This window comes from Neorhizobium sp. PAMB6716 (genome assembly GCF_058242805.1).
Genome location: NZ_JBZAYW010000002.1, coordinates 925,395 through 944,563, shown reverse-complemented (window position 1 = coordinate 944,563; position 19,169 = coordinate 925,395). Strand labels below are relative to the sequence as shown.

Below are 19,169 nucleotides of genomic sequence, written 5' to 3'. Positions count from 1 at the left end.
TTCATCGCCTTTGGCTACTGGAAGCCGCCACCCATATTGGCCGCAAGCGATATAATGCTGGCCACCTCCCAGTAATTACCACTTCCCATTTTTGAACGGATTTCAATCCGCCGCACGCGGAAATGGACCCCTGTGTCCGTCAGGAACTTGACCATGAATATGTTTGTTCGACATCCTCATTTGCAGCCACCTGATGCCCATGAGACCAAGCTCTATGCATTTCATCGCGGAGATCGCGTGGAGTACAAGCATGCCGTCTACAACTGGCTGAGTACGACGAACGCTGGTTATTGGTTTCAGCGCGCAGACGACGATCTGCCGCCAGAATTCTACAGTTTTGAAGAGGTTTCCCGCGCTTTCCATCAAAAACGCGATCCCATGGGATACCTTCCTCACCGCCGCCGCCCGGAAAAGGAAACCGTTTCCGGAGGCACTGAACTCCTCAGTAATTTGCAGCCTGATGAGCAGCAAGATGTCCTGTACAAGCACGCTTGGTGTTTGCGCTTCCTCAAAGCTGAGGCTGAAACAAAGGATGAAAAAGTAGAGGACAGAGTTAGCCGATCAGAGGCGAAGCTTCTCTCCTACATTAAAGACACGCAAGAGGCGCTTCAGAATGCTTCAGACGAGGCTCATAAAGCGGCCGGGCGGACTCATCGTACCGCTCCGAGGCTTCCTGCGCCGCCCTCACCTCGTAGTTTGCGTCGTTGGGTAGAGAAGCTGGAAACGGCAAATTTCGACCCAGTGGTTCTTTGCAATCGCGACAGCTCAAAAAGTCGCCGTGAACATTTTACGGCTGAGGAATTGGCGCATATCAACAAGCACGTGTGGATGTACGCAACAAAAGATCGGTTACCGATCAAAGAGCTGCATCAGTTGCTTTCTCGCGCAATCGAGGCCGACAACGCAAAACGTGAACAGAAGAATGCAGAAATGGGCGCGGAAGTTTTGCCAAAACTTCGTGTGCCAGACATCGATACGTTCAGTGCGCGTATCCGCAAGCTTCCCCCCTCCTATGTTGATCTGGGCCATCGCGGGGCCGACTACGCCAACGCGAAGTACCGTTCAATTATGTCGGGTATCGATGTCCTGCGGCCACTCGAACAAATCCAGCTCGATGAATGTTGGATCGACCTTCAAACGCTCCTGATCCAGGCCGAAGAGTGGGAGAAACTGACTGCAAAAGAAAAGAAGCTGGTAGCTCGCGTCAGATTGTATGTCACTGCGGCAAAAGACGTGGCAACGAAATCCATCGTTGGCATGCGCATCCACCATACATCTCCTAACACTGCCAGTGCGGTTTCCACTCTCGAAATGGTAACGCGCGACAAAACTGAACTCGCGAAAAGTATTGGGTGCGAGACGCCTTGGGATCAGCATGGTGTGTTTGGTGAGGTTTCACTGGACTCGGCAACCTGGAACGCCAGCAATGAGGTCCGGATCGTCGTGAACGATATGGGCGGCATCCTTTTTCAGCCGAAATCTGGTGATGCAGCTGCACGTGGGACTTTGGAACGCTGGTTCCGCACTCTGAACCGGCAAGCCTTGCTCTTTTTCACCGGACGCACCTGGGGGTCTCCGGCCGAAAAAGGGGACTATGATGCAGAGGCGGAAGCAAGCGTTGTATTCCACCAGGCCGCAGAACTGCTCATGCGTTTCGTCGTTGATGTGTTCCACAACACACCCCATGAAGGGCTGAATGGTGAGACGCCGCGACAGGCTTGGGAGCGGTTGAACAAATTCTACAAACCAGCACCTCCGCTCTCTCCCGGTCTGCGCCGTAGCATTTTCGGCATCACGGTTCGCCGGAAGATTTCTCGTTCAGGTATTCGCGTGCTGGGAATTCAATACTCCTCCAGCAAGCTCCTGAAGCTGTTCCGAGAATCCGAGGTGGAGGTCGAGGTACGTATTGATCGCTTCGACCTCGGTGCGATCTCTGTGCGCCATTCGGAAGGTTGGCTCACCGTTCCAGCGGTGCATGACGATGTGATCGGGATGAGCATCTGGAAATGGCTCGCCTTCAATGATCGCCTCCGCCTCACCAATCGCAAAAATGCGCAGGTTTCCGAGACCATTGTGCGCAGAACGAAGCAATGGTTGCAAAGCCAGGCTCAGATCGCAAGGGCTGAGGCTGAGCTTGGCAGTGCTATCCTGACCGAGCGCGACATCCTGCGTTTTGAGAGGAAGGTCGCCTACTCTGTCGACGTCGTCGAGGACGCACGTGCGAACGAGGATACCAGTCTCGAAGAGGCCGACATCTCCTCCCTCATCAAAAACTGGGACATGTTCGGCATCAAGCAGGACACCAAGGCAGAACACCCCCCGGAACCTGCGCCTGCGCATCCCATGCCTTCCTCCAAGTTGAACGCCCTCAATCCCGATTTCAACCGCTGAAAATGACCGCAGCCGTGAAATCCGACCTAGTTTAGGGAGAACACGATGAAAGTCGCTCAATTTCCTGCAGCCCAAATCGCACGTGTTCGTGCGTTGATGTCGCAGGACGCCTTATCGAAGGCTGACCGCGTCGCAAGGATCAATGGGCGCTATATCGGGCTTGCTCGTGACACTGCGCTCAAAAAGGCCTTCGAAGCCATGGTAGCGAGCATTGCAGTCATCGGCATCTCCGACATGGCGAAACCGGACAAACGCCGCATTGTGGCGCTCTGTGGTGAATCCGGAGCCGGTAAAACAACTGCTCTTCTGACCCATACCTCGGAGTGCGCAGCGATGCTGCCTTACGTCAACGACGACGGAAACCTTGTTCATCCTCTCCTTATGATGACTGCACCCAGTCCCTGTACTCCAAAGCTCCTGGCATACGAAGGTCTGCATGCGATGGGTTACCCTGTCCGCCAGAACCTCAAGGAAAACGAAATGTGGAAACTGTTCCGCGATGTGTTGAAGGCGCATGGCGTGATGTGGCTTGTTATCGACGAAGCTCAACACGCGGTGGACGCCTCCAATGGTGTCGAGATCACCAAAATCGGCAACGCGTTGAAAAACCTCGTGCAGATGCCCGATTGGCCGGTCAGGATCGTCCTGGCGGGCGTTGCGCCGCTCGACGCATTCCTTTCCCGGAAGCAGTTGGCTAATCGTTGCACGAAGATTCCCTTTGGTAAAATGGTAGGTGCCGCCGGAACTGCCACAATGGCAGAGGTCACACGGTTGATCATCTTCGACCACGCCGAGATGAAGACCTCTTTGCATGAGGACCAAGAGTTCATCCAGCGATTGATGCACGGCTGCGACAAGGATTTCGGTACCATGGTTCAAATGATCCGAGGTGCCGTTGAGCTTGCGATATACGCGGACGAACGCGTGATCACCAGCAAGCATTTCGCCGAGTGCTTTGAAAGCAATACCGGCCGCGACGAAGCCGAGAACGTATTTGTTGCAAAGAACTGGGAGGATATCAAACCATACACATCGGCAGAAAATGAGGTGGGGACCCGAAGCCGCCAACAACGTTGGTCCCGGAAGAAGGTTGCGTAACAACATGACCAAACTGTCGTTGACACTTCCGTTTCAGTCAAACGAGACACTGCAAAGCTACTGCTCCCGCATTGCTGCTGTAAACGGTATCGAGAGTGCGTCGGAATTCTCGGCGCATTTCGGTTTCCGTTTCGACCGGCTGCTGAAGGGCGGGCACGCGGAGATAGACGTGTTTGCAGAGCTTGTTGGGAAAATGCCTATTCAGTTGCATCGCGGCCAGCTCTCTCAGCATGGGAAAACGGTCGTGATCCAAGAGAGCATCTTCACTCGGGAGTTTATCGACACGGACCGTTGTCGCGTCTGCCCGGCATGCGTGCTGCGGGACATCGGTCCGGAATTTTCATTCCATCGGGCCTATGGTCGCACAGAGTGGATGCTGCGGTTCGTCCATACATGTCCTGATCATAAAATTCCGCTGGTCAGGTTTGGTGGTGGGCGAAAGAACTTTGGTGATTTCGCAACGCAAATACGGGCGATAATCGAGGAACTGAAAACTCACGCGAGTAGGCCTCGTCTGAATATCCCTATTCGTCTCCAGGACTATGTGATCAACCGAATGCGCGGGAGCAAAACGGAGGGCGGCTGGCTGGACGAATTCCCTTTGCAGGCAGCGGCACATTTTGCCGAACTTCTCGGTGCAGTCGTCCGGGACGGGTCCGAACCAGACCTGGAAAGCTACACCTCAGACGACTGGATAGAGGTCGCCGAGATCGGGTTTGGAATTGCAGAAACGGGGGAATCTGCCGTGAGAGCTGCCCTTCAGGAATTCCTTGAATTCAATCCGACGATTCGCCGGGTACGAGCTTCGATGTTTCTTGGCAGATTACACGCCGAGCTTCTTGAGCGACATGACCTGCCAGGATACTTGGAATTAGGCAAGTTTCTCGAAGATGTGGTGCGGGAGCGGCATCCGAATTTGGTGTCCGACTTACCAGCCTGAACTTCGTGCCATCCCCAAGAAAAACCGGGTTTCGACCCGGTTTTTTTGTGCCTTGATTTCCCTCAAATTTGGGCCACGCCACGTTCCGTTTTGGGCCTCTAGCCTTCCGTTTTCCTTGGAAATCACGGGTTTTTAATAGGTGTTTGGGCCATCCTACATTCCGTTTTTACACCGGCGGTAGTTCGTCTCCGCGGCACGACGCCCCCGGGATCAATTTTCGACAGCGCCCGCAATTGCCCAATCTCATCGCACCGATTAAAGCGGATTTACGGAGCTTCCGGTATCAGCAGACCCGTCAGTCAGGCCTGCGGATGGCGCATCGTTGCTCTGCCGGGCAGCGCAGTGAAAACCGCCACCGGCCAGCGAGTGGATCCGGGCGCCTGGGAACAGGCAGTTGAGCCTAGCAGGAGAGAGTGGCATGACGGCAATCATCGGATATCTCAACGCGTTCTTTTGGGGTTATGTCCTCATTTACGGATTGCTGGCGGTGGGCCTTTATTTCACGATCCGGCTGGGCTTCCTGCAATTCCGCCAGTTCCCGGAATTCATCCGCGTCGTCCTGCGCGCGCCGGAGACGGATACAGCGGGTATCACGCCGTTTCAGGCGCTTTGCACCAGCCTTGCCTCGCGCGTCGGCACCGGTAATCTGGCAGGCGTTGCGGTTGCGATGACGCTCGGCGGCCCCGGCGCATTGTTCTGGATGTGGGTGGTGGCAGCACTTGGCATGGCGACAGCCTATGCCGAAAGTACGCTGGCGCAATTGTTCAAGGTCCGCGGCCAGAACGGCGAATACCGCGGGGGACCGGCATTTTATATCGCTCGCGGTCTGAAAGCGCCCTGGGCCGCGGTGATTTTCGCCCTCTGCCTGCTCCTCGTTTTCGGTTTCGTGTTTAACGCGGTCCAGGCCAATTCCATTGCCGAGGCAGTCAACGGAGCCTTCGGCGTTCCCAAGCTTGCCGTTGGCGGCGTCATCGCTGCCATATCCGCCGTCGTGATTTTCGGCGGCATCAAGCAGATCGCCCGCTGCGCAGAATATATCGTGCCCTTCATGGCCGTGGCCTATCTCGGTCTTGCCTTGTTCATCCTGATCCTCAACATTGGCGAGGTTCCCGCAGCCTTCACACTCATCATCAAGAGCGCCTTCGGGTTCGAACAGGCCGCCGGCGGCATTGCGGGCGCCATGCTGAACGGTGTCAAGCGTGGCCTGTTTTCGAACGAAGCGGGTATGGGCTCGGCACCCAACATCGCAGCCGCCGCCACCCCCAATCCGCACCACCCGTCCTCGCAGGGAATGGTCCAGGCGCTCGGCGTGTTCATCGATACGCTGCTGATCTGCACGGCAACCGGCCTCATGATCATCCTGTCGGGAACGCTGGTGCCCGGTGGCGAACTGACGGGCACGCCGCTGACGCAGGCGGCTCTCACAGCCCATATCGGCAGCGCGGGGAACACTTTCATCGCGATCGCCATCTTCTTTTTTGCCTGGACCTCCGTGCTCGGCAATTATTCCTATGCCGAAAACGCGCTCGTCTATCTGGGGCTCGACAACAAGCTCGGCCTGATGGTTGCCCGTATCGGTCTGCTGCTGATGGTGCTTTGGGGATCCTACGAGAGCGCAACCACCGTGTTTGACGCCGCAGATGCCTCGATGGGCTTGATGGCCACGATCAATCTCGTCGCGATCTGCCTGATGTCGCCGCTGGTCATCAAACTGACACGGGATTACTTCGAGCAGAAGCGCACGAAAATGCCGGTGTTTGATCCGCACATGTATCCGGAACTGGCAGGCAAGATTGACGCTGAGATCTGGCATGAGGTCGCAAACGCTGAAGCGGCTGGTCACACCCCATCCCGTGCCTGATCGCCCTTCCCCAGCATCTGCCCGCCGGCGTGTGGCGGGCAGTATCTTTCAGCATGCGCCGGGTAGGCGCGAGCGTTAGGACCGCCCACGTCCAGAAATTGCTTTATCGGTGCTCGACGGCCTGATATGTGCCGTTGTCATATTTCTTTCCGTCGGGGGGCGGCACAGCATATGGGATCTCCAGATGAGCCAGACCTCCAAGACCATTCCCATCGCCCTGATCGTGATGGGGCCTTCAAGCACCGGCAAGACGACGACGGCGGAGCTTCTGTCGGGCAGGCTGCAATGGGAATTTGCCGAGGGTGACACGTTCCATCCCGCCGCAAACATCGAAAAGATGTCGGCGGGCATTCCCCTTGATGATGCCGATCGCCAGCCGTGGCTCGAAAAGATCCGGGACTGGATCACCGATCACGCCAAGGCCGGCCGCAACGTGGTGATCACCTGTTCGGCCTTGAAGCGCAGCTATCGCGACATCCTGGCCAGCGCCGAAGCGGATGTGCGCTTCATTGAACTCGTGGCCAACAAGGAACTGGTCGCCGAACGAATGGCGAAGCGAAAAGGCCATTTCATGCCGGCCTCGCTTCTCGATTCGCAGTTTGCGACGCTCGAGGTTCTCCAGCCCGATGAGACCGGCGTGAAGATTACCGTCGATGCACCACCCGAGACCGTCGTCGAGCGGGCGCTCGCCGGGCTCGCACTCAATTTACACATAATCCAATAAAATCAACGTGCGACTGGCTCCACCGGAGCCAATGCGCGGACAGGGAGTGGCAAAGTGCCAGAATTTGAACAGACATTGGGCGCAGGCGCGCTCATTTCCATCGCGGTCGGGGCTGTGGCCCTACTGCTTTTGCTGATCATCCAGTTTCGCATCCACGCGTTTGTGGCGCTCATTCTCGTGAGCCTGCTGACGGCGGTTATCGCCGGTATTCCAGCCGCCAATATCCTGACGACGCTCACCTCCGCCTTCGGCTCGACATTGGGGGGCGTGGCGCTTCTCGTCGGTCTCGGCGCCATGCTTGGCCGCATGCTGGAAATTTCGGGCGGCGCCCAGGCGCTAGCGGACGCTCTTGTCGCACGGTTTGGCGAAAAACGGGCGCCGATGGCGCTTGGCATCGCCTCGCTCTTCTTCGGTTTCCCGATCTTCTTCGATGCGGGCCTCGTGGTCATGCTGCCCGTCGTCTTCACCGTGGGACGGCGGTTGGGCGGCGGCCTGTTGCGTTACGGCATTCCGGTCGCCACGGCTTTTTCGGTCATGCACGTTTTCGTGCCGCCGCATCCGGGGCCGGTGGCTGCCTCCGAGCTTCTGGGTGCCGATGCGGGCCTGCTGATCCTTGCCGGTCTTGCCGTTGCAATCCCCACCTGGATCGTTGCCGGCCAGCTTTTCGGCAATTGGATCGGCAAGCGGATCGTGCTTCCCATTCCGGACAGCTTTTCGACGGAGACATCCGGTGAGAAGGATACGAACCCGCCGAGCCCGGGCCTCGTCGTAGCGCTTCTCCTCCTGCCCCTCCTCCTCATCTTCATCAATACGGGTCTTGATTTTGCCCGCGTCCAGGGCTGGGTCAGCAAGGATGCCGCCTGGTTCCAGCTGGGCCGGACAATCGGCGCCACGCCGGTCGCACTTCTCATCTCCGTGCTTGTTGCCGGTTATGTGCTGGGGCCGATGCGCGGCAGAAGCGCCGTCAAGGTGGAACGTATTCTGGATTCAGCCCTTGGCCCGGTCTGCTCAATCATCCTGATCACTGGCGCCGGCGGCATGTTCGGCGGCGTGCTGCGCGCATCCGGCATCGGCAAGGCGCTGTCGGATGGTCTCTCCGATATCGGTCTGCCGGTTCTTGTTGCCGGCTTTCTCGTCGCCACCGCACTTCGTGTCGCGCAAGGGTCTGCGACCGTCGCTCTGATTACCGCGGCTGGCCTCATCCAGCCCGCCGTGCAGGCGGCAGGTTATCAGGGGCTACAGCTTTCGGCCGTGGTGATCGCGCTCGCCTCGGGCTCGGTCATGCTGTCGCATGTCAACGATTCCGGCTTCTGGCTGGTCGGTCGTTTCTTCAACATGGACGTGAAGACAACCTTCAAGACCTGGTCCGTCATGCAGACGCTGGTCGGCCTGATCGGCTTTGCCCTCTCTGGCCTGATCTTCTGGGTGGCCTGATCGTTTTTAGCTTTCGCCCGGCTGAAACCGGGCGATCAGCGCGTGGCGGTCACCGGGATAGGTCAGGCGCACGAAGGTGACGGGGCCGCTGGCACCCCAGGTTCGGCGCTCGATGACAAGGCACGCCGCGTGGCGGGCAATGTCGAGCGCGGCCGCAATCTCGGTGGATGCCGAAATGGCCTGGATGCGGTGTTCCGCCGCGTTCCAGGGCACGCGGCTGATCAGCCATGCGCCGGGGGCAGCGTTTGAAAAATCCTCCGTTGCGGCTTCCGCAACGGTTTCCAGGTTGATCATGCGCTGCTCAAGGCAGAACGGCCGGTTGCCGGCTTTGTGCAGGCAGGTGAGATCGAGGACGGCCGCACCTTCGCCGAGTTCGAGATGAAGCCGGTCGGCAGCACTTGCCTTTCGCTTTCGGCGTTTCTGAAGCTCGAAGGCATAAGGCAGGTTCAGCGAGCGCACTTCTGCCTCGATATCGTGGATTTCAAGGACCGCCGCCTGCGCCATCGGCTGGGCCACGAAACTGCCGGATTTCTTGCGCCGCTCGATAAGGCCTGCCCGCGCCAGCTGCGTCAAAACCTTGTTGGCCGTCATGCGGGAACAGCCGTATTGCACGGCGAGATCCACCTCGAACGGCAGGCGATGACCGGGTGCCCAGGCGCCGGAGAGGATTTTTCCCTCGATATCGCCGAGGATACGGCTGTGCAGCGTGCCCTCTTTTTCCGTGCTCATGATGACAGCAATTCCTGCATGGTCTCTCGAAAGCGCCGGCTTATCGTGTCGCGCAGCCGGTGGCGACCGTTTTCCACCTGTTTTTGCCCCCTCACCCACACACTGTCGATGCCGACATTGCCGGCAAAGATCCAGTGGTCGAGGATCTGGTCACCCTGAAGATACGGCACGGCTGCGACGTCAAGCGCAACAAGATCGGCGCTGAAGCCTGTGGCAAGTCCGGCAGAGGCACCGGTTGCGCCAGCACCGCCGGCAAGGGCTTCGTCGAACAGGCGACGGCCGGTCGAGCCTTCGACATCGGCCACGACGTTGCGGGCCTTAAGCGCTAAGCGCTGCGAATATTCCAGCTGCCGCAGCTCCTGCGCAACCGAGATCAGGATGTTGGAATCCGAGCCGATGCCGAACCGGCCACGCTGCGCCAAAAACGGTGCGCCATCAAAAATGCCATCGCCGAGATTGGCCTCGGTGATCGGGCAAAGGCCGGCGACCGCACCCGAGCGGGCGACGCCCGATGTTTCCGCAGCCGTCATGTGCGTCGCGTGGATCAGGCACCAGCGATGGTCGACGGGCGTGTTGGCGAGCAGCCATTCCACCGGGCGCTGGCCGGTATGGGCAAGGCTGTCTTCCACTTCCTTCAGCTGTTCGGCCACATGGATATGCACCGGGCCACCCTCTGCGAGCGGCAGGATCGCCTGCAATTCGGAGGGCGTTACGGCGCGAAGGCTGTGCGGGGCAATGCCAAGTTTTGCGCCTGCAAGGGTTGCGACAAGGCTCCGGCAGGCCTCCATCTGGCGCGCAAAAGCCTCCGGGGAATGGATGAAGCGACGCTGGCCTTCGTTTGGTGCGGCACCGCCAAATCCGGAATGGGCGTAAAACACCGGAAGCAGCGTCAGGTTAATGCCGGTTTCGACGGAGGCTGCCGCGATCCGCTCGGCCATTTCGGCGATATTGGCGTAAAAGCCGCCATCCTTGTCATGATGGAGATAATGGAATTCGCCGACACGGCCGAAACCGGCCTCCAGCATTTCCATGTAGAGCTGTGCGGCCACCGCCTCCACCTGCTCCGGCGTCATCGACAGCGCAAAACGATACATCAGCGTGCGCCAACTCCAGAAACTGTCCGTCCCCGGCCCGCGTCGCTCGGCAAGCCCCGCCATGGCACGCTGGAACGCATGGGAATGCAGGTTGGGCATGGCCGGCACAATGACTGCGCAACAGCTGTTGCCAACGTCCGCTGCCACGCCGTCTTCCACGCTAACAAAACACCCGTCTTCGATTGTCAATCGTACATCGCTTCGCCAGCCCTCTGGCAACAATGCGCTTTTAGCATGGATGACCTGCATGTCGCCGTTCCTTCCCTTCTGCGAACCACTCTGGTTGCGGAATTTCCGCTTGCCTCAGCGTTATAATGTATATACATGTTACCGCAAAGGGAAGGCGAAAGAGCGATGGCAGGACGCGATTTTTCACAAGACACTTCGGGAACTGGCCGCACGCTGTGGCAGAACGTACGGATCGCCACACTTGCCGAGGAGGCAGCGCCTGGCATCATCGAAAACGGCGCGCTGGTGGCGGAGGGCGCGCGCATCCGGTTCGTCGGCCCCGCGGACACGATGCCCGTAGAACTTGCCGAAAATGCCGAGATCATCGATTGCGGCGGGCGCCTCATGCTGCCTTCGTTTATCGATTGCCACACGCATCTCGTTTATGGCGGCAATCGTGCCATGGAGTTCGAGATGCGTCTCAATGGCGCGACATACGAGGAAATTGCCCGCGCCGGCGGTGGCATCGTCTCTTCCGTGTCGGCCACCAATGCGCTCGGCGTCGATGAACTCGTGGCACAGGCCCTGCCCCGCCTCGATACGCTTCTGGCGGAAGGCGTCTCCACTGTGGAGATCAAGAGCGGTTATGCGCTCACCATAGAGGGTGAGATGAACATGCTGCGGGCAGCGCGAAAGCTCGGCGAAATCCGCCCGGTGCGCATCGTCACCAGCTGGCTTGCCGCCCATGCCACGCCCCCCGCCTACAAGGGCCGCAACGGCGACTATCTCACCGACATCGCGCTGCCGGGGCTTGAAGCTGCCCACGCGGAAGGCCTCGTGGATGCAGTCGATGGTTTTTGCGAGGGAATTGCCTTCTCGCCGGAGGAAATCGCTCGCGTTTTTGATCGTGCAAAGGCGCTTGGCCTGCCCGTCAAACTGCATGCCGAACAGCTGTCTGATCTGGGTGGCGCACGTCTTGCGGCACGTTATGGCGCGCTCTCTGCCGATCATCTGGAATTTCTGTCGGTAGAGGACGCGCAGGTGCTGGCCGATGCGGGAACGGTTGCCGTCCTTTTGCCCGGCGCCTTTTATACGCTCCGGGAAAAACAGTTGCCGCCGATTGCCGCGCTCCGGAAAGCCGGCGCGCATATCGCGCTTGCCACTGACAGCAACCCCGGCACCTCCCCCCTCACCTCGCTTCTGATGACCATGAATATGGGTGCGACGCTGTTTGGGCTGACCGTCGAGGAATGCCTTGCCGGCGTGACGCGCGAGGCAGCCAGAGCGCTCGGACTGCAGGCGCAAACCGGCACGCTGGAGGCCGGAAAATCCGCCGATTTCGCCCTCTGGGACATCGAACGGCCGGCCGAACTTGTCTATCGCATGGGCTTCAACCCGCTTCATCAGCGCGTGTGGAAAGGCCAGACCATTCATCGAGGAGCATCCGCATGACCATCACTCTGAAGCCGGGCAGCGTGACGCTTGCCGATCTCTCGCGCATCTACTGGACGGGTGCGGCAGCACAGCTGGACCGCAGTTTCGATGCCGGCATCGAACGCGCGGCGGCCCGCATTGCCGAGATCGCTGCCGGAAACGCACCGGTCTATGGCATCAATACCGGCTTTGGAAAACTTGCCTCGATCAAGATCGACAGCGCCGACACCGCAACGCTTCAGCGCAACCTCATCCTCTCCCATTGCTGTGGCGTGGGCCAGCCGATGGCTGAAAACATCACGCGCCTCATCATGGCGCTGAAACTCGTCTCGCTCGGGCGCGGCGCATCCGGCGTGCGGCTGGATCTGGTGCGGCTGATCGAGGGCATGCTGGAAAAGGGCGTTACACCGCTCATTCCGGAAAAGGGGTCTGTCGGCGCGTCGGGCGATCTGGCGCCGCTTGCCCATATGGCCGCCGTGATGATGGGCGAGGCGGAAGCCTTTTTTGAAGGCGAACGTCTTTCCGGCGCCGAAGCGCTGCGTCGCGCCGGACTGACGCCGGTCGTTCTCGCGGCCAAGGAGGGGCTGGCGCTGATCAACGGCACGCAGGCCTCGACGGCGCTGGCGCTGGCCGGCCTGTTTCGCGCCCATCGGGCCGCCCAGGCAGCACTCATTACCGGCGCACTCTCCACCGATGCGGCCATGGGCTCATCGGCCCCCTTCACCGCCGATATCCATACGCTACGCGGCCACAAGGGCCAGATCGATACCGCCGCTTCGCTGCGCGCGCTGCTCGAAGGATCCGTCATTCGCCAGAGCCACCTGGAAGGCGATGAGCGCGTGCAGGATCCCTATTGCATTCGCTGCCAGCCGCAGGTGGATGGTGCCTGCCTCGACCTGTTGCGCATGGCCGGCCGGACGCTTGAAATCGAAGCCAATGCGGTCACTGACAATCCGCTGGTCCTCTCCGACCTGAGCGTTGTCTCCGGCGGCAATTTCCATGCCGAACCGGTGGCCTTTGCGGCAGACCAGATCGCCATTGCCGTGTGCGAAATCGGCGCAATCGCCCAGCGCCGCGTCGCCCTGCTGGTCGATCCCGCCCTCTCCTATGGCCTGCCGGCCTTCCTCGCCAAAAAGCCGGGGCTGAATTCCGGCCTGATGATCGCCGAGGTTACCTCCGCCGCCTTGATGAGCGAAAACAAGCAGATGTCGCATCCGGCCTCGGTGGATTCGACGCCGACATCGGCCAATCAGGAAGACCACGTCTCCATGGCCTGCCACGGCGCACGCCGCCTGTTGCAGATGACGGAAAACCTCTTTGCCATCATCGGCATCGAAGCGCTGACGGCCGCGCAAGGGGTGGAGTTCCGCGCACCGCTGACGACCAGTCCCGAGCTTTTGAAGGCCGTCGCAGCGCTTCGCGCCGTGGTGCCGACGCTGGAAGAGGATCGCTTCATGGCTCCGGATCTTGCCGCCGCTGCAACGCTGGTGGCGGATGGTGTTCTGGTGGCAAGCGTGTCCGATGGGCTGCTGCCGGGGCTGGAGGGTTGAGGTGATGATGGTCGTGGTCGCACTCCCCTCTGGCGTGGATGCCTTGGCTTACCCCCTCATCCGCCTGCCGGCACCTTCTCCCCGCGGGGGAGAAGGGAGAAAGCCGCAACGTCAAGTGATCCCCTCTCCCTCGGGGAGAGGGCCGCCGAGCAAAGCGGAGGCGGGGTGAGGGGGTTTTTCGCACCAACCTTGATCGCTTCTCAACCAATTGGGGAAGATTTCTGATGACCGCCACCTTTCACATCACCCGGGGCACCTCCCCCGTCATCCTCGCCTTCCCGCATACGGGAACAGAGGTTGCGCCCGAGATCCACGACAGGCTGAACGACAACGGCAAACTGCTGGCCGATACGGACTGGCATATCCACGACCTCTATGCCGGGCTTTTGCCCGAAGCGACCACCGTGCGCGCCACCTTCCACCGCTACGTGATCGATGCCAATCGCGATCCCTCGGGAACAAGTCTTTATCCCGGCCAGAACACGACCGGCCTGATCCCGGAGACGGATTTCGATGGCCTGCCGATCTGGCACGAAGGGCAGGAGCCGAAAGAGGCGGATATCGCCCATCGCCTCGCTCAGTTCCACGCCCCCTATCACGCAGCCCTTACCGCCGAAATCGAGCGAGTGAAGGCCCTGCATGGCGTGGCGGTGCTCTATGATTGCCACTCGATCCGCTCAACAATTCCCTATCTGTTTGAAGGGCGGCTGCCGGATTTCAACATTGGCACGGACATGGGGCGCACCTGCGATCCTGCCATTGAAGCTGCTGTCGCCGAGATTGCGGCGAAGGCTGACGGTTATACAAGCATCCTCAACGGTCGCTTCAAGGGCGGCTGGACAACCCGCCATTACGGCCGGCCGGAACAGGGCGTGCATGCCATCCAGATGGAGTTGGCCCAGATCAGTCATCTGACGACGGAAGCGCCACCCTTTGCCTATGACGAGGCGAAGGCCAAAACGCTCAGGGTGCACCTGAAAGCCATTCTGGAACGCATCGAGACCATTGCATTTGCATTCAAGAACAAGGGGGAATGACCATGACCAATCCACGCCACAATATGCGCGATGTGCGCGCCGCAACCGGCACGGAGCTTTCCGCCAAAAGCTGGATGACGGAAGCGCCGCTCCGGATGCTGATGAACAATCTCGATCCTGACGTGGCAGAGCGCCCGCATGATCTCGTCGTTTATGGCGGCATCGGTCGCGCCGCGCGCACCTGGGATGATTTCGACAGAATCGTCGAAACGCTGAAGACGCTGACCGAGGAAGAAACCCTCATCGTGCAATCGGGAAAGCCGGTCGGCGTGTTTCGCACCCACAAGGATGCGCCGCGCGTGCTGATCGCCAATTCCAACCTCGTGCCGCATTGGGCGACCTGGGATCATTTCAACGAACTCGATAAGAAGGGCCTGGCCATGTACGGCCAGATGACCGCCGGCTCCTGGATCTATATCGGCACGCAGGGCATCGTGCAGGGCACCTACGAAACCTTTGTCGAAGCCGGTCGCCAGCATTACGGCGGAAGCCTGAAGGGCAAATGGATCCTGACCGGCGGGCTTGGCGGCATGGGCGGCGCCCAGCCGCTTGCCGCCGTCATGGCCGGCGCATGCTGCCTTGCCGTCGAATGTGATGAGACCCGCGTCGATTTTCGTCTGCGCACGCGTTATGTCGATGCAAAAGCCCATACGCTGGATGAGGCCCTTGCGCTGATCGACCAGTGGACGAAGGCGGGCGAAGCAAAATCCGTCGGCCTCATCGGCAATGCCGCAGACATCTTTCCGGAACTGGTGAAGCGTGGCGTCAAGCCCGATATCGTCACCGACCAGACCTCTGCCCATGACCCGATCCATGGCTACCTGCCCTCCGGCTGGACCGTCGCCGAATGGCGCGCGAAACAGGAAAGCGATCCAAAAGCCGTGGAAGTTGCTGCCCGCGCCTCGATGAAGGTGCATGTTCAGGCCATGGTCGATTTCTGGAACATGGGCGTTCCAACGCTCGATTATGGCAACAATATCCGCCAGGTGGCGAAAGAAGAGGGTCTCGAAAACGCCTTCGCCTTTCCGGGCTTTGTTCCCGCCTATATCCGCCCGCTGTTTTGCCGCGGCATCGGCCCCTTCCGCTGGGCAGCCCTCTCCGGTGATCCCGAAGATATCTACAAGACCGATGCCAAGGTGAAGGAACTGCTGCCTGACAACACGCATCTGCACAACTGGCTGGACATGGCGCGCGAACGCATCGCCTTTCAGGGCCTTCCCGCCCGCATCTGCTGGGTGGGGCTCGGAGACCGGCACAAGCTTGGCCTTGCCTTCAACGAGATGGTGCGCAGCGGCGAGCTGAAAGCGCCTGTGGTGATCGGCCGCGATCATCTGGATTCAGGCTCGGTCGCCTCGCCCAACCGCGAGACGGAAGCCATGAAGGACGGCTCGGATGCCGTATCGGACTGGCCGCTGCTCAACGCGCTTTTAAATTGCGCCTCGGGCGCCACCTGGGTGTCTCTGCATCATGGTGGCGGCGTCGGCATGGGCTTTTCGCAGCATTCCGGCATGGTCATCTGCGCCGATGGCACGGATGATGCCGCACGCCGGCTGGAGCGCGTGCTCTGGAACGATCCGGCAACCGGCGTCATGCGCCACGCCGATGCGGGTTATGACGTGGCACTCGATTGCGCCAAGGAAAAAGGTCTTCGCCTGCCCGGCATTCTGGGCAATTGAGGATGCAGATCCTCCGAGCCGAAAACTACAGGCGCATGCCGTGGAAAAACGGCGGCGGCGAGACGGCGGAAATCGCCGTCTTTCCGCCGGACGCGCCGCTCAGCGCCTTTAACTGGCGCATCAGCATGGCGACGGTTGCCTGCGATGGGCCGTTCTCCATGTTCGAAGGTGTTGATCGCACCCTGACGATCCTGTCGGGCGCCGGCATCATCCTTGCGGTGGACGATCAGCCGGAGATGACGCTGACGCGCAAATCCGACCCGCTGGCATTTCGTGCAGACGTTGCGACCTCGGCCGTTCTGGTCGATGGCACGGTGATCGATCTTAACGTCATGACCCGGCGGGGACGCCTGCGCCATAGTGTGCATCGTCTGTCTCTGCCACTCGATCTGCCGTCATCCCCTTCGCTCCGCGCGCTCTTCTGCACCGAGGGAAAGATGGCGCTGGAATGGTCAGGCGGTGCCACAACATTGCAGACCTGGGACTGCCTTCTTCTCGAGGACGGCGATCCGCCGATATCGGTCGAGGGATGGGCCGGCGTCATCCTCGTTGCGATCAACGCGGAGGGCTGAACCGCCCTCAGCTGCTGCGTCGGTGCAGAAGCGTAAAACGCGTGTCGATCACGCTCTGGGCCGGCGGCTCGCGGCCGGCCATATGGTCGATGATGAGGCGTGCCGCTTCCTTGCCGATCAGGTCTCCCGACGGGCGAATGGTGGTGAGCGAGGGATTGCAGGCACCGCTGAAGCTCAGATCGCCGAAGCCCATCACCGCCAGCCGGTCCGGCACGGCAATGCCCAGCCGCTCGCATTCAAACAAGGCGCCGAGCGCAATATGGTCGTTCGAGCAGGCAACGCCGTCGGTCAGGGGCCTCGTCTGCATCGCTTCAGACAGCAGCATGGCGCCCACATCTGCCGAAGCCGGCGCCGGATGCTGCATCACGTCGACTGAAACGCCCGCCTCCCCGGCTGCGGCCAGAAATCCGTCGCAGCGCTGCCGGGCGCGCTGGTCCTCATGCATGCGCGCGCCGAGATAAAGCAGATTCTGACGTCCCTGCTGGATCAGGTGGCGGGCGGATGCCGCCCCGACCTCGGCGTGATGAAATCCGATGGCGGTTTCGATCTGTGGCCCGCCCAGTTCCCAGATCTCGATAACCGGCACGGGCGAATGCGACAGCATGCGCCGGGTTGCATCGCTATGGGCAAGGCCCGTCAGCACGATGGCTGCCGGCGACCAGGATAAGGCGGTGCGCACCAGATCCTCCTCTTCCCGCTCGTCATATTCGGTATGGCCGAGGATAACCTGCAGCCGCTCCCGCCGAAGCGCCGTCTGCATGGAGGAGACGGTTTCTGCAAAGAAGGCGTTTCGCACGGAAGGGACGATAATGCTGACCGCGCGCGAGCTTGCCGCAGCAAGACCACCTGCCATGAGATTGGGCACATAATTCAGCTTGTCGATGGCATGGGCGATCGCGCTGCCGGCGCTTGCCGATACGGCTTCGGGACGTCGCAGGTAGAGCGAAACGGTCGACGGCGAGACCTTGGCATGCTCGGCCACATCGGTCATGGTGATGCTTTGCATCTTGCGGCGTCGTCGCTGAGGGCGCTCCAGTCCAGACTTCAGATGATCGGCCATGTCCACCCCTGCATAGCGCTGCGATGATATTTTTTAACTCTTTGCATCCCATGCGGCAATCGAATTCTAGCGTCTTTGGTGAGAATACGATGTTATTTAACAATAAAATTGCCCTTTCTGTCGCCCTTTTCCACAACATCAAGAAAGCCCGAAACAGGCATTGCATTTATAAATCGTAGCGCTATGATTTGCCGCAATGGGATAAAGCAGGATTTCGACGTCCTGCGTTCGGGAGGAACGGATGGCTTCGGTCAGTCTTCGCAAGCTTGAAAAGAGCTATGGCTCGCTTCGCATCGTCAAGGGTATCGACCTCACCATCGAGGATGGCGAGTTCGTAGTGTTTGTCGGCCCATCGGGCTGCGGCAAGTCCACGACGCTGCGCATGGTGGCGGGCCTGGAATCGATCAGCGGCGGCGAGGTTCTGATCGGCGATCGCGTCGTCAACAAGCTTGCCCCGCGCGAGCGTGACATCGCCATGGTCTTCCAGGATTACGCGCTTTATCCGCACAAGACCGTGCGCGAAAACATGGGTTTCAGCCTGAAGGTGCGCGGCGTTGCCGTGAAGGATGCCGAAAGCCGTATCGGCGAGGCCGCCGAAATGCTCGGCATCGCGCATCTGCTCGACCGCAAACCCGGACAGCTCTCTGGCGGTCAGCGCCAGCGCGTCGCCATGGGCCGCGCCATCGTGCGCCGTCCGCAGGTTTTTCTGTTCGATGAACCGCTGTCCAACCTCGATGCCAAGCTGCGCGGCCAGGTGCGCACCGAAATCAAGCGCCTGCACCAGCAGATCGGCACGACAATCATCTATGTCACCCATGACCAGGTCGAGGCGATGACGCTGGCGGACCGCATCGTCATCCTGCGCGGGGGCGATATCGAGCAGGTCGGCACACCGGACGAGGTCTATAACCAGCCGCAAAGCGTCTTTGTCGGCGGTTTTGTCGGCTCGCCCGCAATGAATTTCGCCAAGGTGACCGTCGACGGCGACGCGTTGCGATTTGCCAATGGCGACCGCCTGCCGCTGTCGGGCCTCAACCGCGGCCGTGACGGCGCCATGGAAGGCCGCGAGCTGATCGTTGGCATCCGGCCTGAACATTTTGTCACGCTGGCCGACCCGGCCATGACGCTTTCGGCGCGCGTCCAGGTCGTGGAACCCCTCGGGTCCGATACGCTCGTGCATTTCCAGATCGGCGGCGAGACGCTGACGGCGCGCATGCCGCCGGACATGCGCCCTGTGGTCGGCAGCGAAATGCGCCTGGGGCTTGATCCGTCCAAGGTTCATCTCTTTGATGCCAAGACCGAGCGCACGATCGCCTGATCCGCCGCCTGATCCGCACTGGACAAGGCCAGATTTCACATGCTCCGAACGCGGGGGAGAACACGGGCCCGCGGACAGACTTA

15 protein-coding genes are annotated in these 19,169 nt (G+C 60.2%); 12 read left to right on the top strand and 3 right to left on the bottom strand.

What is annotated here, in order from left to right:
• Positions 1-153 precede the first annotated feature (153 nt).
• From AC4CWH_RS22910 to AC4CWH_RS22885, 6 genes are all read left to right on the top strand, one after another.
• A complete protein-coding gene (locus AC4CWH_RS22910) occupies positions 154-2,391 on the top strand; it encodes a Mu transposase C-terminal domain-containing protein (RefSeq protein ID WP_491321594.1) in 2,238 nt (745 codons plus the stop codon).
• Positions 2,392-2,436: 45 nt separating this feature from the next.
• On the top strand, positions 2,437-3,489 hold the full coding sequence (locus AC4CWH_RS22905) for an ATP-binding protein (RefSeq protein ID WP_491321593.1): 1,053 nt from the start codon (positions 2,437-2,439) through the stop codon (positions 3,487-3,489).
• A gap of 4 nt (positions 3,490-3,493) precedes the next feature.
• Positions 3,494-4,429: a TniQ family protein gene (locus AC4CWH_RS22900; protein ID WP_491321592.1), complete on the top strand. Its 936-nt coding sequence runs from the start codon at positions 3,494-3,496 to the stop codon at positions 4,427-4,429.
• 418 nt (positions 4,430-4,847) lie between these two features.
• Positions 4,848-6,290 (top strand): alanine/glycine:cation symporter family protein, encoded by a 1,443-nt coding sequence (locus AC4CWH_RS22895; RefSeq protein ID WP_491286156.1) that lies wholly within the window; start codon positions 4,848-4,850, stop codon positions 6,288-6,290.
• A gap of 184 nt (positions 6,291-6,474) precedes the next feature.
• Complete coding sequence (locus tag AC4CWH_RS22890) at positions 6,475-7,014, top strand: gluconokinase (protein WP_491286158.1); 540 nt, start codon at positions 6,475-6,477, stop codon at positions 7,012-7,014.
• 54 nt (positions 7,015-7,068) lie between these two features.
• Positions 7,069-8,448: a GntP family permease gene (locus AC4CWH_RS22885; RefSeq protein WP_491286162.1), complete on the top strand. Its 1,380-nt coding sequence runs from the start codon at positions 7,069-7,071 to the stop codon at positions 8,446-8,448.
• A 6-nt stretch (positions 8,449-8,454) separates the two neighbouring features.
• Here AC4CWH_RS22885 and hutC read toward each other — a convergent pair whose 3' ends face one another.
• Together hutC and AC4CWH_RS22875 are read right to left on the bottom strand one after the other, a co-directional pair.
• Positions 8,455-9,177 (bottom strand): histidine utilization transcriptional repressor HutC, encoded by a 723-nt coding sequence (gene hutC / locus AC4CWH_RS22880; protein WP_491286164.1) that lies wholly within the window; start codon positions 9,175-9,177, stop codon positions 8,455-8,457.
• A complete protein-coding gene (locus AC4CWH_RS22875) occupies positions 9,174-10,520 on the bottom strand; it encodes a formimidoylglutamate deiminase (RefSeq protein ID WP_491286166.1) in 1,347 nt (448 codons plus the stop codon). Before AC4CWH_RS22875 ends, hutC begins: the two co-directional genes overlap by 4 nt.
• A 105-nt stretch (positions 10,521-10,625) precedes the next feature.
• Here AC4CWH_RS22875 and hutI point away from each other — a divergent pair, with 105 nt between their 5' ends.
• The 5 genes from hutI to AC4CWH_RS22850 all read left to right on the top strand — a co-directional run bounded on the left by hutI (position 10,626) and on the right by AC4CWH_RS22850 (position 16,708).
• Positions 10,626-11,891 carry an imidazolonepropionase gene (gene hutI / locus AC4CWH_RS22870; RefSeq protein ID WP_491286168.1) on the top strand — a complete coding sequence of 422 codons (1,266 nt, stop codon included), beginning with the start codon at positions 10,626-10,628 and terminating at the stop codon, positions 11,889-11,891.
• On the top strand, positions 11,888-13,423 hold the full coding sequence (hutH, locus tag AC4CWH_RS22865) for a histidine ammonia-lyase (RefSeq protein WP_491286171.1): 1,536 nt from the start codon (positions 11,888-11,890) through the stop codon (positions 13,421-13,423). The genes hutI and hutH overlap by 4 nt, the downstream gene beginning before the upstream one ends.
• A 224-nt stretch (positions 13,424-13,647) precedes the next feature.
• Positions 13,648-14,460 carry an N-formylglutamate deformylase gene (gene hutG / locus AC4CWH_RS22860; protein WP_491286173.1) on the top strand — a complete coding sequence of 271 codons (813 nt, stop codon included), beginning with the start codon at positions 13,648-13,650 and terminating at the stop codon, positions 14,458-14,460.
• Between the two features lie 2 nt (positions 14,461-14,462).
• The gene (gene hutU / locus AC4CWH_RS22855; RefSeq protein WP_491286175.1) at positions 14,463-16,136 is read left to right on the top strand and encodes a urocanate hydratase; all 1,674 of its coding nucleotides are present in this window, start codon (positions 14,463-14,465) and stop codon (positions 16,134-16,136) included.
• Between the two features lie 2 nt (positions 16,137-16,138).
• Positions 16,139-16,708, top strand: a complete 570-nt coding sequence (locus AC4CWH_RS22850) for a HutD/Ves family protein (RefSeq protein ID WP_491286177.1) — start codon at positions 16,139-16,141, stop codon at positions 16,706-16,708.
• A gap of 7 nt (positions 16,709-16,715) precedes the next feature.
• Here AC4CWH_RS22850 and AC4CWH_RS22845 read toward each other — a convergent pair whose 3' ends face one another.
• Positions 16,716-17,768 (bottom strand): LacI family DNA-binding transcriptional regulator, encoded by a 1,053-nt coding sequence (locus AC4CWH_RS22845; protein ID WP_491286180.1) that lies wholly within the window; start codon positions 17,766-17,768, stop codon positions 16,716-16,718.
• Positions 17,769-18,009: 241 nt separating this feature from the next.
• Between AC4CWH_RS22845 and AC4CWH_RS22840 the strand changes: the two genes are divergently transcribed.
• Entirely contained in the window at positions 18,010-19,086 is a 1,077-nt protein-coding gene (locus AC4CWH_RS22840) for an ABC transporter ATP-binding protein (RefSeq protein ID WP_491286182.1), read from the top strand.
• Positions 19,087-19,169 lie beyond the last annotated feature (83 nt).